General features: G+C 68.5%; 11 protein-coding genes and 1 pseudogene. 3 read left to right on the plus strand and 9 right to left on the minus strand.

Going from position 1 to position 15570, the window contains the following annotated elements; all coding sequences use genetic code 11:
* Positions 1-16 precede the first annotated feature (16 nt).
* Positions 17-2329, minus strand: coding sequence for a protein kinase (locus tag HUA78_RS30280; RefSeq protein ID WP_174477731.1), 2313 nt, complete (start codon positions 2327-2329; stop codon positions 17-19).
* A gap of 78 nt (positions 2330-2407) precedes the next feature.
* Positions 2408-3751, minus strand: a complete 1344-nt coding sequence (locus HUA78_RS30285; RefSeq protein WP_174455593.1) for a trypsin-like peptidase domain-containing protein — start codon at positions 3749-3751, stop codon at positions 2408-2410.
* Positions 3752-3994: 243 nt separating this feature from the next.
* Between HUA78_RS30285 and HUA78_RS30290 the strand changes: the two genes are divergently transcribed.
* Positions 3995-4630, plus strand: coding sequence for a response regulator (locus HUA78_RS30290; protein ID WP_141649307.1), 636 nt, complete (start codon positions 3995-3997; stop codon positions 4628-4630).
* 3 nt (positions 4631-4633) lie between these two features.
* Here HUA78_RS30290 and HUA78_RS30295 read toward each other — a convergent pair whose 3' ends face one another.
* From HUA78_RS30295 to HUA78_RS30310, 5 genes and pseudogenes are all read right to left on the minus strand, one after another.
* Positions 4634-5671 carry an agmatinase family protein gene (locus tag HUA78_RS30295; protein ID WP_141649308.1) on the minus strand — a complete coding sequence of 346 codons (1038 nt, stop codon included), beginning with the start codon at positions 5669-5671 and terminating at the stop codon, positions 4634-4636.
* A 43-nt stretch (positions 5672-5714) separates the two neighbouring features.
* Positions 5715-6191, minus strand: coding sequence for a hypothetical protein (locus tag HUA78_RS46735; protein WP_254623965.1), 477 nt, complete (start codon positions 6189-6191; stop codon positions 5715-5717).
* An 87-nt stretch (positions 6192-6278) separates the two neighbouring features.
* Positions 6279-7415: pseudogene (locus HUA78_RS47780) on the minus strand (DUF4215 domain-containing protein); the annotation flags it as partial.
* 11 nt (positions 7416-7426) lie between these two features.
* Positions 7427-8368 (minus strand): hypothetical protein, encoded by a 942-nt coding sequence (locus HUA78_RS30305; RefSeq protein WP_174477733.1) that lies wholly within the window; start codon positions 8366-8368, stop codon positions 7427-7429.
* A gap of 85 nt (positions 8369-8453) precedes the next feature.
* On the minus strand, positions 8454-11288 hold the full coding sequence (locus HUA78_RS30310; protein WP_174455590.1) for a serine/threonine-protein kinase: 2835 nt from the start codon (positions 11286-11288) through the stop codon (positions 8454-8456).
* Between the two features lie 389 nt (positions 11289-11677).
* Between HUA78_RS30310 and HUA78_RS30315 the strand changes: the two genes are divergently transcribed.
* Entirely contained in the window at positions 11678-12208 is a 531-nt protein-coding gene (locus tag HUA78_RS30315) for a hypothetical protein (protein ID WP_174455589.1), read from the plus strand.
* A 39-nt stretch (positions 12209-12247) separates the two neighbouring features.
* Here HUA78_RS30315 and HUA78_RS30320 read toward each other — a convergent pair whose 3' ends face one another.
* Positions 12248-12730 (minus strand): hypothetical protein, encoded by a 483-nt coding sequence (locus tag HUA78_RS30320; protein WP_174462531.1) that lies wholly within the window; start codon positions 12728-12730, stop codon positions 12248-12250.
* A gap of 345 nt (positions 12731-13075) precedes the next feature.
* Here HUA78_RS30320 and HUA78_RS30325 point away from each other — a divergent pair, with 345 nt between their 5' ends.
* On the plus strand, positions 13076-14437 hold the full coding sequence (locus tag HUA78_RS30325; protein ID WP_254623967.1) for a M57 family metalloprotease: 1362 nt from the start codon (positions 13076-13078) through the stop codon (positions 14435-14437).
* 65 nt (positions 14438-14502) lie between these two features.
* On the opposite strand, the gene HUA78_RS30330 is transcribed toward HUA78_RS30325, so the two are convergent.
* Positions 14503-15492, minus strand: a complete 990-nt coding sequence (locus tag HUA78_RS30330; protein WP_174477734.1) for an NAD(P)H-quinone oxidoreductase — start codon at positions 15490-15492, stop codon at positions 14503-14505.
* Between the last annotated feature and the right edge of the window lie 78 nt (positions 15493-15570).

The raw sequence follows: 15570 nt of genomic DNA on the forward strand, positions 1-15570 counted from the left end.
CGAGCCTCGAGGGGGCCTACTCCTCGGAGGGCGATTCGAAGTCCACGTCGAACGAGACGCGCTGCCCGGGCTCCAGCTTGAAGGTCTTCTGCCACCGCGCGCCGTTGGCGATGACGAGGAGCTGGTGCGTGCCTTCGTAGACGTCCTGCTCCTCCACGGGAGCGGCGCCGACGAGCCGACCGTTGAGCGTGACGATGGCGTCCTTGGGCGCGCGCACGTTGATGAACCCCTTGTTGAGGAAGATCTGCTGCGCGTTCCGTCCGCCCGCGGTGATGGTGAACGTGCGTGCCACCTGGATGCCGAGCACGGCATTGGTGAGCGTGAGCACGTGACGGCCCGCGGGCAGGGCCACGCTGAGCGGCGTGCGACCGAGGAACCCGCCGGAATAGGACACGTCCACACGAGGGTCGACGGTGAGGTCCAGGAAGCCCGTCGCAATCACCTCGGCGCCCGCATCCACGCCACTGTCAGCGCTCGTCCCCGCGTCGGTATCCAGGCCGATCATCGCCACGGACGGAGGACCCGCGTCCTCCACCTCCGCTTCGATTCGAGGGGGCAGTCGCTGGACGATGACGGCCGCTCCACCCAGCGCGAGCACCGTGCCCACGCCCACGGCGGCGAGCCAGGCCCGAGAGGACTTTCGAGGAGCACCGGCCGTGGGCGGCACGGGGCCCGAGGCAGGCACCGCGCCCGTTTGCGGCGCGGAGACCCCGGATGCACCCGCTCCACTCGCGACGCCCGGTGAGGTGCCCGCGAGCGGCGCGGCACCCATGGTTGAGGAAGCGGTGGCCGCGGAGGGCCCGGAGCTCACGGTGGCGGCGGGAGTTCCCGAACTCAAGGTCGCCGACTCAGTGGCAGCCGGAGTTCCAGCGCTCGCGGTAGCCGACCCGCTGGCGGTGGGAGCTCCAGCGCTCGCGGTAGTCGACCCGGTGGCAGCGGGAGTTCCAGCGCTCGCGGTAGCCGACCCTGTGGTAGCCGAAGTTCCAGCGCTTGCGATAGCCGACCCGGTAGCGGCCGGAGTTCCCGCGCTCGTGGTTGAGACACCCGCGCTGCTGGTCCCGTCCGCGGTACTCGTCGACGCGGTGGCGGAGGCGCTCCCCGTCGCCGGAAGGGTCGCGACGGCGGGCAGCGTGGGATTGGAAGCGGTGATGCTCGTCGCCTCGGTGGCGGGCGCTGCTCCCGCCGAGGCGGTCGCGGAGGAGCCCGTGCTCTCCGTCGACGGAGCAGGGCTCGTCGTCGTGCTCACCTCGGCGAGTTGCACGCCGCTGGTGCCGCCGGACATGGCCGCGAGGATGGAGAGCTGGCCCTGCATCGCCGGCCAGACCTTCGGAATGGCCGAAGGGGGCAGGGTGCCCGTGACGAGGAACTCCGCCACGGCCGGAGGGGCGACGCCGACCTTCTGGAGCACGTCCGCGATGCCCGCCTCGATGACCCGGCGCCGCGCGGCGCGGGCCTCGTTCTCCGGCGGGAACAGTTTGGCGAGGTAGTCCGCCAGCGACGTGTGCGCGGGCAGCGTGCCGACCGCCTCCACAATCGCTTCACGGAAGGCGTGCGCGGACGGGTACCGGTCATACGCGCGCTTCGCCGTCGCCTTGCGCACCACCGCATCCAGCTTCAGCGGCACGTCCACGGACATCGTCGGCAGCGTGCGCGTGAGCGTCGCCTTGTCCGGGTCCGCGTTGTCCTTGAAGGGCATCTTCCCGGACAGGCACTCGTGCAGCACGAGTCCAAGCAGGAACACGTCCGACTGGACATTCACGGCCTCGCGGCCCCCCAGCAGCTGCTCGGGAGCGCTGTACGCGCGGCGGTTCTTCACGCGCTTTCCATCGCGCTCGCGCGGGGCCACGCTGAGCGCGCCGTAGCCCGTCACCTTCGTCAGGCCGCTGAACGAGAGCATCAGCGTCTCGGGCCGCACGTCGCCGTGCACCAGCGGCGAGCCGTCGTCGTTGCCGGCCATGTGCGCGTAGTGCAGGCCCGTGGCGGCATCCGCGGCCACCAGCGCGGCCAGCGGCGGAGGCAGCCGAGGGCTCGCCTCCAGCACGCGGCGCAAGGGTTCTCCATCGGCGAACTCAGTGACGCGCGCCAGACCGCCGTCCTGGGCCGCGAGGCTGTGGACGCGCAGGATGTTCGGGTGCTCGAAGACGAGCGCCCGGCCCGTCTCTCGCGTCAGCTTCGCCGTCAGCTCCGGGCTCTGCACCACCTCCTGCGGAGCCCAGATGAGAACCACTGGGCGAGGGGGCAAGCCATCCTCGAGGGCAAGCCCCAGGAAGGCTCGGGAGCCCGCTCCGGCAAGCAGGGGACCAAGTGACAGGTAGCGCACGGTGCTCATGGGGCACGCATGCTAGTGCGAGTTGCGCGCCCATCGAAATCCGAGGAAGCCGCTGCCACGCCTGCCCGGAGGCCAGCCCTACAGGCTCTGGCCCCGGTCCTGCTCGAAGGGCAGCGTGATGTGGTACCCGTAGCGGCCCCTCCGCACGAGCAACAACACGCTCCGTCCGCGCCTCGCCGTCACCAGGGCCTCCTTGAACGCGTCCGCCGAGGCCACCGGCTGGTTGTTCACCCGGAGGATGATGTCCCCGGGCTCCAGCCCCACCTCCGCCGCCGCGCTCCCCGCCCTCACCCCCGTCAGCGCCAGCACGCCCCGGGACTCTTTCACTTTGAGTCCTAGTCGGTCCCAGGCCAGGGACTCCACCATGCGCGGGGGGAACTCGGAGGGGGTGAGCTGGACGGTGCGCGAGGCCCCTTCGCGGAAGAGGACCAGGGGGAAGGCGGAGCGCGCCGGGTAGCCGCGCACGCGGGTGTCGAAGTCCTCGGCGTCCTGGATGCGGGAGCCGCCCAGCTCCGCGACGATGTCCCCGCGCTTCACGCCGGCCTGGTCCGCCGGGCTGCCGGCCTCCACGGACGTCACCAGCGCGCCGTAGGAGCGGTCCCACCCTAGCTGTCGGGCAGCCCGCGGCGTCAGGTCCACGGCATCCAGGCCCACCCAGGACGGGCGCACCTTGCCGAAGCGGGTGAGCTCATCGACGATGCGGCGCACCTTGTCGGCGGGGATGGCGAAGCCGATGCCCTGCGCGCCGCCGCCGAAGATGGCGGTGTTGATGCCGATGATTTCGCCGTCCACGTTGAGCAGCGGGCCGCCCGAGTTGCCGGGGTTGATGGCCGCGTCCGTCTGGACGAAGTCGTTGTACACGCGGTTGTCCGCGCGGAAGGTGCGGCCCACGGCGGAGACCACGCCCGCCGTGACGGTTTTACTCAGGCCGAACGGGCTGCCGATGGCGACCACCGTCTCGCCAATCATCAGGTCCGCGCTGGTGCCCAGCCGGGCGATGGGCAGCGCCTCCTTCGCCGTTACCTTGAGCACGGCCAGGTCGTTGCCCGCGTCGCTGCCGATGACCTCCGCGTCGTACGAGCGACCGTCCGCGAGCACGACGTGGATGGCGGAGGCGCCCCGGATGACGTGGTCATTGGTGACGATGATGCCCGTCGGGTCGATGATGACGCCGCTGCCCAGGCCCTCGATTTTCTGGCGGCCCTGCTCGCCGCCCATGCCCCCGAAGAACTCCTCCAGCGGAGACCGGCGGCGGAAGCGCGACTCCACCTCCTGTTCGGTGCCGATGTAGACGACGGCCGGGGAGACCTTCTGGACGACCTCCACCACGGCATCGCGACGCCGGGCCATGTCCGCGCTCGCGCCGCTGGACGCCAGCAGCGTCACCACCAGGGGTCCCCACCTCATGACTCCAGCCTTCATGTCAGCCCTCCGTGCGCCCGCAGCGGATTGTCCGGCGAATGACACGCAGACTGTCGGGAAGCCGGCGTCATTCCCACGATTCGCTGGAGGCGGTGCGTTGCCTTTCATAGATCAGTCCGCACGTCCGTGAACGATTGCATCACCGGGAGGCGGCCGTTCCCCGAGGATTCCGGTTCATCCCAGGGGCAGGCGAAGTCCTGGCGGCGTGGCTTGGGGGCCGCGCTGGTGCGGAGGAGCGGAAGAATGAGTCTCGTCCTGGTCGCGGATGATGAGCCCGCCGTGCTGGAAGTTCTCAGCCAGGTGGTGGAGGACCTCGGGCACGAGGTGGTGAGGGCCCGAGACGGCGAGGAGGCGCTGGGCCTGGCCCGGGCGTGTCGCCCACACCTGGTGGTGACAGACCACATGATGCCTCGGCTGAGCGGGGTGGAGCTGTGCCGCCGGCTGAAGCGAGACGCGGACCTGAAAGACGTGCCCGTCATCCTGCTGAGCGCCGTGTTGCCGCAGGGGGCGCCGGAGGCGCACGCGTTCCTGCACAAGCCGTTCGAAATCACGGACTTCGAGGCGCTCATCCACCAGTCGCTGGTGAACGCGCCGAAGCCCGTGGTGGGAGTCGAAGTCCCACCTGGGGCGACGCTGAGCCAGTGGGCGGCGAGGGCGCTGCAGGGGCCGCTGGAGGAAGCGCGGCGACAGCTTCGTCGCCTGGAGTCGGGGCCCTCGGTGGACCGGGCCGCGCTGGAGGTCCTGCGCGCGCAGCTCGAGTCGATGGATACGGTGGCGTCGGAGCTGGCGCGCCTGCACGGGGGCGCGCTGTCCGTGGAGTCCCCGTTGGGGCGGGGCCTGTTGTTCGGGGCTCGGGTGCCGAAGGGGAGCGTGAGCTGAGGCTCAGGCCTTCTGGGACTTCAGCATCCAGCCAATCATCTTGTAGAGCAGGCGGGCGCCGACGTTGCCGTCCCACTCGCTGCCTTCGGGGTCCGGGGCGACTTCCGTCAGGTCGAAGCCGACGATGGTGCGGCCGGAGCGGACGACACCGGAGATGAGGGCGATGGCTTCCGGGAAGGACAGGCCGCCGGGGACAGGTGTGCCGGTGTGCGGGCAGAGCACGGGGTCCAGGCCGTCGATGTCGAACGAGAGGTAGACCTGCTGCGGGAGCAGGGCGACCATCTCATCGACCTGGCGATTCCAGGGGATGCCGTCGAAGCGCTTGTTCTGGAGGGTGGCGTCGAAGAAGCCGTGGACGCGGCCCTTCGAGTCCTCGATGTACCGGTGCTCTTCCTGGCTCATGTCGCGCAGGCCGACCTGGACGAGCGTCTTCACGCCGGGGATGCGCTCGGAGACGTTGTACATGATGGACGCGTGGGACCAGGTGAAGCCCTCGTAGGCGACGCGCAGGTCGGCGTGGGCGTCCAGGTGGAGGACACCCAGGCCGGGGTACTTCTCCGCGTGGGCGCGGATGATGCCGAAGGAGATGGAGTGGTCTCCGCCGACGGCGGCCACGCGCTTGCCCTGGTCGAGCCAGTGCTTCGTGGTGCGGTAGACCAGCTCGTTCATCTGGTCGCAGAGGGCGTTGACGTCGCGAGCGGCGGCGAGCAGCTCGGCCTCGCCCGAGTGGATGCCGCCGGCCTCGATGACGACCTGGGCGCGCTCCTTGGCGCGGGTGTTCCAGTCGCGGAGCTCCTCGGACTCGGGAAGCATGGCGATGCCGCGCTCGTAGGGGCGGCCCGTCTCCACGTCGAAGAGGTCGACCTGTCGGCTGGCGTCCAGGACGGCGGCGGGGCCCTCGGAGGTGCCGCCGCCATAGCTGGTGGTGGCCTCGAAGGGGACGGGGATGAGGACGACGTGCGCCTCGTCGGGGGAGTGGGGGAGTCCGAAGACGCCGGAGCCCGGCTGCGCCGCGGCGCTGGGGTCGAAGTGGGTGGCCATGGCGGCGGAGGATAAGGGGCCGGGAACGGGGTGCAACTGTCCGTTAGGGGCGCGGGCCACACTTCCCCACGGTCTGGCCCACCTCTTTCAGGCAGTGGAGGGTTCCGTCGCCTGGCGCGCAGTCGTGGTCCTTGGTGCAGCCCATGTCGACGGGGCAGTCATGGCCGGCCCCCCCGCTCAGGGATGCCACCGTGAAGTCCGAGTTCGCGACGGATTCGATGATGGGCTGATTGCCCACGGCGCCCGCGGAGACGTGGCGCAGCTCCAGGGTTCTTTCCTCCCTGGTGACACGAAGCCGCAGCTCGGAGGGTCTCGTCCCGGGCGCCGTACAACCCGGTTCGAGTGCATCTCTCGTCGCCATGAAGATGGCGGTCTGGAGTGACTGGGCGATTGCAATCGATTCGGCACCGGCCGCGATGGCGACGGGAGTGTGGGTGCCAGGCGTCACGCCGTTGGTGTCGAACTCGAAGATGCACCGACGATTGCCGTCGCTGAGGATGACGAGTTCGCCGTCGTTCACTGTCCCGTTGACCTGGATGTGGCCCTGGGCCCGGCCAGGGGTCTGTTCCTGGGTGCAGTCGTGGCTGCACGCGCCGCATGCATTTGAGTTCCCATCATCACAACTCTCGGGAACCAGGCTCGTGACATTGACATGTCCATCGCCACACTTCGCGACCCTGCAGGTGTCGACGCAGTTGTCGTTGCTGTCCTCATTCCCGTCGTCGCACTCTTCTCCGGGGTCGACAAGGCCGTTGCCACAGCGCTCATTGGACCGACAATCCGCGCGGCATCCGTCGCCGTCACGTGTGTTGCCATCGTCACACACTTCGCCCGAGGCCGTGTCGATGAGGCTGTTGCCGCACCGCTCCGTGGAATGACAGTCATCGCGGCACCCATCGTTGCTCACGGTGTTTCCGTCGTCACACTGCTCGCCCTGTTCCGTGTCGCGCACTCCATTTCCACACGTTTCGTTGGAGTGACAGTCTGGACTGCACCCATCACCCCTGAGCTTGTTGCCGTCGTCACACACTTCCCCTACGACGGAATCGACGACGCCGTTCCCGCACGTCTCCGTGGACTTGCAGTCGGCACTACAGCCGTCACCCGAGAGGGTGTTCCTGTCGTCGCACTTCTCGTCCGTGGCCGCGTCCACGACGCCGTTGCCACAGACCTCCCGGGACCGGCAGTCAGCGCTGCATTGGTCGCCGCTCTCGTTGTTTCCGTCGTCGCAGGTTTCACCCCACTCGACATTGAGAAAGCCGTCGCCGCATTTCTCCTGGGACTTGCAGTCCTGGGAGCACCCGTCGCCACCGACGGTGTTGCCGTCGTCGCAGGCTTCCTGGGTCACGGCGTCGACGACGCGGTTGCCACAGGACTCATCGGACAGACAGTCGGCGCTGCATCCGTCGTTGTTCGTGTTGTTTCCGTCGTCGCACATCTCGCTATCGGCCGCGCTGAGGATTCCATCGCCGCACCGCTCGACCTGGCACGCGGAGTTGCATCCGTCGTTCTGGTTGATGTTTCCATCGTCGCATTGTTCGCCCTGGTGGGGCTGGACGAGCCCGTCACCACAATCGTTGAGGATGCAGGCCTTCTGGAACGCGGCGCATCTCTGGCCTTCGGGGCACACGATTCCGGAGGGACAGACCGTGCTCTCGGGCTGGACACAGGCGAGGGGGCCGGCGGTCAGGAATGAGAGGATGAACGCCGTAACGGTTCCACGGAGGAAGGAGTCCTGGTTCATGAATCACCTCTTCAGAAGCGAACCGTGCCCACGACGCCCTTCGATTCGGAGTCGAGAGCGGGGGCAATGACCATGGATGGACCTGATTCCTCGGGATTGAGGCGGAAGGCCCGCTGACGATTGAGATAGATGAGGACCGCCCCCGTGACGGCGGCGGCGCCTCCCAGGGAATAGGCACCCACGGCACCCGCGTGGAATCTGGAGCCCGTTCTGCGGAGCGCCGACAGCTCTCCCTCCAGGAGGCTCCCCTTGGGGTCGATGCGTGAATCGAAGTCCCGGAAAGCCTCATTCGCCTTCCAGTGCATCAGCCCGCCACCTCCCGCCGCCACCACCCCCACGCCCAGCACCGTCCACGGAATCCACGCCGACCATCGGCGCCGATAACGGATGACCTCGTCCTCCGTGAACAGCTCCAGGTCCAGCTCCGCCTTCTCGCCGGGCAGCAATGGCTGACGTTTCTCCGTCGGCAGATACCCATCCTTGAAGGCGACGATGCTGTGCACACCGGGCCGGATGAGCGCCTGATATCTCCCAGGCGCCGTGAACAGCGCCTGCCCGTTCAACGTCACGACGGCGCCCTCCTGGTCACACCGCACGTCCACCCACGCAAGCTGCTTCTCGAGCAGTGCGTTGTAGGAGCGGGCATGCTCGTACCTGCCGGCATCGAGCGGCTCGGGTCCATGGCCCATCGCCGCCTTCAGGTGCTTGTGGACCTCGATGGGCTGGTCGAGGTTCATCAACGCCAGCGCCAGGTTGTAGTGAATCGCCGGGTGGTTCCAATGCCGCAAGGCACGGCGGTAGTTCCGACTCGCCTCGACGAAGACCGACTCTCGCAGGCGCTCATTTCCCTCGAAGAAGAGCGCCTGGGCGGCCTGCTGCTCATCCCGGGGCACGCCCAGGGCCCAGGGGCGGTCTCCGCCCACGTCCAGCGGCTTGTCCACACGCTGCGCCATGGAAGCGCTCGCGCATAGACACATCAACACCACGGCCAGCCCGCGTCCACGCGAGCCGCCTCTCTGAATGGCTGTCATGGGTGCCTTACCTCAGGGTTTCGATGAAGGAACTTCCGAGCGTGGATTGGATGCGCAACGTCCGCTCCTGCTCTCGTTGGAGCAGTCGTTCCGCCTCCGCGCGCGCGAGTCGCGCCTGCTGAGCGCTCTGCTCGGCCCCGCGCAGCGCCTGGTTCGCGAGGTACTGAGCCCATCGCGCCCGCTGCACGGCCTTGACCAGCTCGGCGTTCTTCCTCAACAGCTCTTCGTTGGTTGATTCGACCTGGGCGTTGGCCTCGAGCGCGCGAAGCTCCGCTTCCTGGCGGTCCAGTTCCTTGGCCTGGACCTCCGCCAGTCGCTCCTCGGCCTCCGCCGCGGAACGCTTCGCCAGGAACTCCGCGTTTCGAGCCGAGGCCTCCGCGCGCAACGCGATGATGGCCTGGTGCTCCGCCTCCTGTTTCGCCTCGCGGATGAACACCAGCGCCACCGCCGCCGCCGCGAACAACAGCGTCACCAACGTCGCCGCGCCAACGACGAACCCGCGTTTGAGGCGAGCCATCCGAGTCGCCTGCGCCAACACCGCGTCCAGGAACGCCCGCTGCAACAGCGGCAGCTCTCCCCGATTTCGCCGCTGGAATCTCCGAGCCTCGTCCGCCATCTCGCCGCGCCAGAGCAGTCCGCTGTCCCGAGCCTTTGCCTGCCATTGTCGGGCCGCGTTTCGCAGTTGCTCCAGGAACGCCGAGTCCTCCTGGCCCTCCTCGAGCCACCTGCGCAGCGTGGGCCAGCCGGAGATGAGTGACTCGTGGACCAGCTCCACCGACGCGCCCGTGGCCTTGTTCCCCGTCTGGATGACGAGCAGTCGCGCCTGGACCAGGCTGTCGATGAGCCGCTGAAGCTCCTCCGCGTCCCGGGTCAGCTCTCGCAGCTCCTCCAACGAGACAATCGCGCGCGTGCGCTCGGACGTGACGAGCCGCAGGAAGATTGCCCGGGCCAGGGCCCGCTCCTGCGATGACATGCCCGCGAGCACGCTGTCCGCATGCGTGGCCAGCGCCCCCGCGATTCCGCCGAGCTGCTGGAAGGCGCTCTCCGTCAACATCCGGCGCGACGGGTCTCTCGCCTCCCACAGCCGGGTGGCCGCGAACTGGAGCAAGGGCAGGGCGCCGGGTGTCGTCTCCAGGTGCTGGAGCATCTCGGTCACCATCTCAGGGGACTCGAAGCGATAGCCCGCCATCTCCGCGGGCTGCACGAGTGCGTCACGCAGGCCGTCCTTCTGGGGCGCCGCCAGGAAGAACAACCCTGGAGACAGCTCCGCCATGAAGCGCTCGTCCTCCGATACCCGGTCCAGGAAGTCGGAGCGCAACGAGAGGACGACGCGGATGGGAGAGGTGGCGTCGTCGGCGATTCCAGACAGGCAGGCCGTGAAGGCGCGACGCTCCCGCGCATCGGGCACCAGCGTGTAGAGCTCCTCGAACTGGTCGATGAACAACACGATGCGCCGGCGCTCGCGTCGGGCGCGGGCTCGCAGGACGGCGCCCACGTAGCCTGGCTCCAGTCGCAGGTGCGCGGTGATCTGCTGCTGCTTCCGGAGGTCTTCCTCCAGCGTGGGCGACGACGTGACGAGCGGAGCCACCATGCTGGCCAGCGCCCCGAGCGGATCTCTCCCCGGGCGGATGATGAGCGACTCCCAGGGGATGCCGGTCCGCTTGAGCACCGGCACCAGTCCCGCGCGAACGAAGGACGACTTGCCCGCACCCGATGGGCCGACGACCGCGAGCAGGGGCTGGTCCTGGAGCCGGTTGACGAGCGCGGCGGTCTCCCGTGCGCGGCCGAAGAACCGCGCCGAGTCCGCCTCCTGGAACGAGCCGAGGCCCGCATAGGGACTCTCGTCGAGCCCCGCCTCGTGGACGAACCGACCGGGGAGGAATGGCTCCAGGGCCCGCAGCACCGCGAGTGCATCCGGGAAGCGCTGCTCCTTGTGCTTGAGCAGGCACCGGTCGACGACGGAGGCGAGCTCCACGGGGACATCCGGAACCACGGCCCGGAGGGTCGGCATGGGCTCGTTGAGCAGCGCGGTGACCATCAACTGGGGACCCCGCAGGGGCTCCAGCGGATGGCGGCCCGCCAGCATCCGGAACAGCATGATGCCGACAGCCCAGATGTCGGTGCGGTGGTCGACGGGGATGCCGTTGCCCCACTGCTCGGGGGACATGTACGCCAGCGTTCCGAGCAGCGCGCCCTGGCGCGTCAGGTGAAGCGACTCATTCCGGGTCCCCGGAACAGGTAGCAGTCGCAGTCCCTCCAGGAGCGCGCGCGGGTCCGTCTCGCCGCGGTGCTCATCGCCCTGGAGCACCTTCGCGATGCCGAAGTCCAGCACCTTGATGGTGCCGGAGTCCGTCACGATGATGTTCTCCGGCTTGAGGTCCCGGTGGACGATCTTGTGCGTGTGCGCGCAGGAGAGGGCGCGGAGGACGGGCGACATCAGCTCCACGGCGCGCGAGGGCGGCAGGCGCGGGCTGCTCTTGAGGAGCTTGTCGAGCGGCTGGCCCTGCAGGTACTCCAGCACCATGTACGGGCTGCCGTTGGCTTCACCGACTTCGTAGATGATGACGATGTTCTCGTGGCTGCACCGGGCGGTGGTGCGGGCCTCGAGGATGAAGCGGCGGGCGAACTGCGCGTCCTGCGTGTGCAGCAGCTTGATGGCGACGCGGCGGCCGAGCCGGGTGTCGCGCGCCAGGAAGACGGTCCCCATGCCTCCGCTGCCGAGCTGTCGAATCAGCTCGTAGTGCTGGATGCGAGTGCCCGGGCCAAAGGCTCCGAGGCTTCCGGGCAGTGGGGCATGGGGATGGGGCGCACTGCGGGCGGATGAAGAGGGTTCTGGCTTCATAGGGGTACTCGGTGAGGCAGGGGGGCCTCGGGAAAGCGCGAGCGGCCCATCGCCCCCGCGAAGGGTGCGGGCCGTGCTTCAGCGAATCTCGATGAGGGCGGGTCCGACAGGGACGAGACCGCAACCGGGTCCCTGTTCGCGGGGAGACTGATGCCAGCCGTTGACGAGAGCTCTAGAAGGGGAGGACGGACTTTCCGGAGAAAGCTCTCGTTGCCAATCTTGAGCACACTTGCCTGCTTGCCTATGTGAACGCGAGGGCAGGGCTGTGTCGTGTGAGCGGCGCTTGGGCGTGCGCGTGCGCCCCGGGCGGAAACAGGCCTCGGGACGGGAGGTGGGGTGGGGTATCGACTGCGCGACACCTTGTCATGCCCGCCTGCTACGGTGAGGGAATGACACGTTGGCTCGTGCCCGTCCTGGTGTTGGTGGGCGCGGCGATGATGACGGCGCTGGGGCACCTCTCGTTCAACGCGGCCCTCTTCGTGCCGTTGCTGGCGCTGGGGGGAGGGCTGCTGCTGCTTGTGACGCTGGTCCTCGCGGTGCTGCCCGCACGGAGGTCGGTGAACTTCGTCACCCTGGCCTACCTGCTGGGCGGCGTCGCGCTCGCGGGCGCGGGCATGGTGCGCGGGATGTCCTGGCGATTTGATCGAGTCGAGGAGGAGTTCGCCCCGCTCATCGCGGCGCTGGACGCCTATCACGCCGAGAAGGGGCAGTACCCCGAGGCGGTGGCGGAGCTGATTCCAGCGCACCTGTCGAAGGCGCCGTCGTGCGAGCTGGAGAGCGAACCCGCGGTGAGGCAGGGACTCTCGGATGGCGGCTATTACCGCAAGGGACCAGACGACTACGGCATCACCTGCTACACCATCGTCTTCTGGAAGTACTCGTACAACCCCGTGAAGAAGTATTGGTACGGCTGGGATTGAAGGAGCGCCCGGGTCCGAGGTCCGGGCGCCCCAGGCGGGTCAGAAACCCACGCGCGTCATCGTGAAGGGCTGTGAGCCATTGACGCCCTTCTGGAGGACGATGCCGGTGATCTTCCCCGTGAAGAGGCTGCGCTGGATCTGGCTGATGGAATAGACGTCACGCGTCTCCCCAGCCAGGTCCCTGAAGGCGATGAACGAGCCGATGGCGGGGTTGTTGGGGAGCGCGTAGAAGCTGGCGGTCTCCGTGTTGCAGCCCAGCACGGGGCAGGTGCGGCTCACCGTGCGCACGTAGCTGCCCTCCACGCGGTCGGCGTACTCAGTGCCGGTCAGCGTCATCGTGAGCAGCTCCTCCGGCGCCGCGAGGGGCCAGGTGCGGGAGTAGGTGCCCACCAGCCCGGCCAGACTGTCAGGTGACTCGTAGACGGCGGCCTCGACGGTGCCGGTGTCCTCGGGGCGCTGCACTCCTGCCTCCGTGCCCTCCAGGCCGCCACATCCCGCGAGCAGCGCCAAGCCGATGACCATGCCATGCCGAAGGTGTCCCATGTCGCGCGTTGCCTTCCCGGGCCGCACGTGTGCGGCGAATCCGTGAGTTGAGGGTTGATTCAGTCTTCAGATAAGTCGCCGCGCGTGACGCCGTCAAGCACCGTGCGTGGAGTCTCGCGGATGGGGGGCGTGACGTACCCGTCACTGATGCACCGCGTTGATGTCTCGCGGGATTCCATCGCTCACACCAAAAGGCCACGCCAGTGGAACTGGCAATCCAAGACGTGAGGGAATAGAGGCCTTCCACGATTGACCGCGAGTGGTTGTCAGGTGCGAGTCTGCATATGGCCGTACCCAGACACGCAATTCCAAAGAGGAGCAATCATGACGCCAGTCCGAGGTGCAGCGCCGAGGTTCATGGGGTGGGGGCTGTTGGTCATTCCGTTGCTGTGGTCGTGTGGGTCGGCGACGGGGGACGCCGGAGGACCGTCGGCCTCACCGCCGGCGGGGGAGTCCGCGCGAGGCGTGGTGTCATGGGAGGAGTACCAGCGCAGCGCCCGGCAGGTGGTGGATGGCAAGGAGCACTACATCGTCGAGTGGGACCTGGGTGTGTCGCTGGAGGCGCTCCGTGAGCGTTATGACCGGTATGTGAAGGCGGAGGACTCGGGGGAGCGAGGAGCCCCGGAGCCGCTGGGGACTCGGACGTCACCGCTCATCGTCAACACGGTGGGTGGGTTGGACGACATCTGGCCCTGGGCTTCACGTTTCAACCTGCGCTACTGCGTGAGCAATGCGTTTGGCACGAACAAGGCGCGCATGGTCAATGAGATGGCGAACGCGGCGGCGACCTGGCGGTTCGTCGCGGACGTCCAGTTCATCTATGACGCGAGCCAGGATGCGAACTGCACCAATGCCAACCTCGCGGTGACGTTCTCCGTGCAGCCTTGGACGGGCAGCGGCGCGTGTGCCTTCTTCCCCTCCGGAGGTGGCTGTGTGGCGCGCACGCTGGTCATCAACATCCCCGGACTGGACCCCGCGCCGCCCAGTTCGCCCAACGTGACGACGGCCACGGTGCTCATCCACGAGCTGGGGCACATCCTGGGTTTCCGTCATGAGCACACGCGGAACCCCAGTCCCTGCTTCGAGGACAACAACTGGCGCGCCCTTACGCTCTATGACGTCAACTCGACGATGCACTATCCCTGGTGCAACGGCGTGACGACCTCCACGCTCAACATCACCTATCCGGACGCCGCGGGCGCCGCCCTCCTCTACGGCTGGCATACGAACGCCAACGTGGACCGCTCCGTGCCCGCGACGCACACCCACAACGTGTCGGTGACGGCCCAGGTGGCCCAATCGTTCTACTTCCCCATCGACGTGCAGACGAACTTCGCGGAGGGCTGTTTCGCCGCGGGGGCGGCGCCGACGGCCGCGCACATTCGCGTGGGCAATGGCTTCGCCGGCGCCGTGGCGGGAGTCGCTACGTCTGTCTTCAATACGGGAGTCCAGTGCAGCCCCTTCGGCGCGACCTACACTTGGTACCGGGCCACGTTCGCGGGGGTGTCCATGCCGGCCCTGAGCACCTATACGGTTGCCTTTGGCACGGGGACCCAGCCGCTCACCATCGCCGTCGACAACAACAATCCCTACAGCGGCGGGACCCTGTGGGACTCAGTCGGTGGCGGGCGTTTCTATGCCACGGCGGACGGGCGAATCCGCGTGGGCCGCCTCGGGCCTCCCTGAGCTGAGCGCCACGACATTCCAGGAGCGGGGCGGCCAGGACAACTCGGCCGTCCCGCGCTGGCCCGTCACTCCCAGCGCACGACCAGTTTTCCCACCGAGTCGTTGCGCGCCATGCGCTCCAAGCCCTGACGCAGCTCCGCCTTGGGCAGCACCGCGTCCACCACGGCGCGCAACGCGCCGGAGCGGAACAAGGGGAGCAGGTGGCGCTCCGCGCTCTGCGCCAGGGCCATCTTCTCCTCCACGGGGCGGCTGCGCAGCACCGTGCCCGTCATGGTGAGACGTTTGGTCAAGAGCAGCCCCAGGTTCAGGTCCGTGTGCATCCCGGCCACCAGTCCCACCAGCATCATCCGCCCCCGAGGGGCCAGGGCCTGGAGCGACTCCGGGACGTAGTCTCCTCCCACCAGGTCCAGGCACAGGTCCGCGCCCCGGCCTCCGGTCTCCTCGCGCACGGCGTCCGCGAAGCTGGGGGGCGAGGACTCGCACAGCACCGTGCGCGCCACGCCCCACTCGGAGGCTCGCGCCAGCTTGGCCGCGTTGCGTCCCGTGCCCACCACGCGCGCACCCATGGCCTGGCACAGCAGCGCCGCCGCGGAGCCCACGCCGCTGGCCACCGCGTGTACGACCACCGTCTCGCCGGGCTTCAAGCCTCCCTGGATCACCAGCGCGTCGTACGCGGTGAGGTACGCCTCGGGCAGCGCCGCCGCGTCCGTGAAGTCCATCCCCTCTGGCATCGGCAGGGCCTCGCGCTCGTGCGTGAGCAACTGCTGCGCCCAGGCGCCGCCTCCCACCAGTCCCATCACCCGGTCGCCCACCTTGAAGCGGCGCGTGCGAGGACCCACGGCCTCCACCTCGCCCGCGTACTCGAGGCCCGGCACGTCAGGGGGCACGTCCGGCGGGGCGGGGTAGAGCCCGCGAATCTGGAGCAGGTCCGCGCGGTTCAGGGCGGTGGCCCGGACGCGCACCCGCAGCTCGCCGGGGCCGGGCGTGGGCTCGGGGCGCTCCTCCTCCGCGAGCACTTCGGGGCCACCGGGTTCGGTGATTCGCATGACCTTCATGGCGCGGACCTCCCTCTCGAACGAGCGGGCACGAAACGTCCTGGCTCGCGAGAGCGTCAAGGCTTATCTAAGGACAGG

Origin of the sequence: Myxococcus sp. CA033 (genome assembly GCF_013336625.1) — a bacterium.
GTDB classification, from domain to species: domain Bacteria; phylum Myxococcota; class Myxococcia; order Myxococcales; family Myxococcaceae; genus Myxococcus; species Myxococcus llanfairpwllgwyngyllgogerychwyrndrobwllllantysiliogogogochensis.

Excerpts from the sequence above, each read along its gene's own strand:
- HUA78_RS30280 (WP_174477731.1), bottom strand. The coding sequence starts at position 2,329 with ATGAGCACCGTGCGCTACCTGTCACTTGGTCCCCTGCTTGCCGGAGCG.
- HUA78_RS30285 (WP_174455593.1), bottom strand. The coding sequence starts at position 3,751 with ATGAAGGCTGGAGTCATGAGGTGGGGACCCCTGGTGGTGACGCTGCTG.
- HUA78_RS30290 (WP_141649307.1), top strand. The coding sequence starts at position 3,995 with ATGAGTCTCGTCCTGGTCGCGGATGATGAGCCCGCCGTGCTGGAAGTT.
- HUA78_RS30295 (WP_141649308.1), bottom strand. The coding sequence starts at position 5,671 with ATGGCCACCCACTTCGACCCCAGCGCCGCGGCGCAGCCGGGCTCCGGC.
- HUA78_RS30305 (WP_174477733.1), bottom strand. The coding sequence starts at position 8,368 with ATGGCGCAGCGTGTGGACAAGCCGCTGGACGTGGGCGGAGACCGCCCC.
- HUA78_RS30310 (WP_174455590.1), bottom strand. The coding sequence starts at position 11,288 with ATGAAGCCAGAACCCTCTTCATCCGCCCGCAGTGCGCCCCATCCCCAT.
- HUA78_RS30315 (WP_174455589.1), top strand. The coding sequence starts at position 11,678 with ATGACACGTTGGCTCGTGCCCGTCCTGGTGTTGGTGGGCGCGGCGATG.
- HUA78_RS30320 (WP_174462531.1), bottom strand. The coding sequence starts at position 12,730 with ATGGTCATCGGCTTGGCGCTGCTCGCGGGATGTGGCGGCCTGGAGGGC.
- HUA78_RS30325 (WP_254623967.1), top strand. The coding sequence starts at position 13,076 with ATGACGCCAGTCCGAGGTGCAGCGCCGAGGTTCATGGGGTGGGGGCTG.
- HUA78_RS30330 (WP_174477734.1), bottom strand. The coding sequence starts at position 15,492 with ATGAAGGTCATGCGAATCACCGAACCCGGTGGCCCCGAAGTGCTCGCG.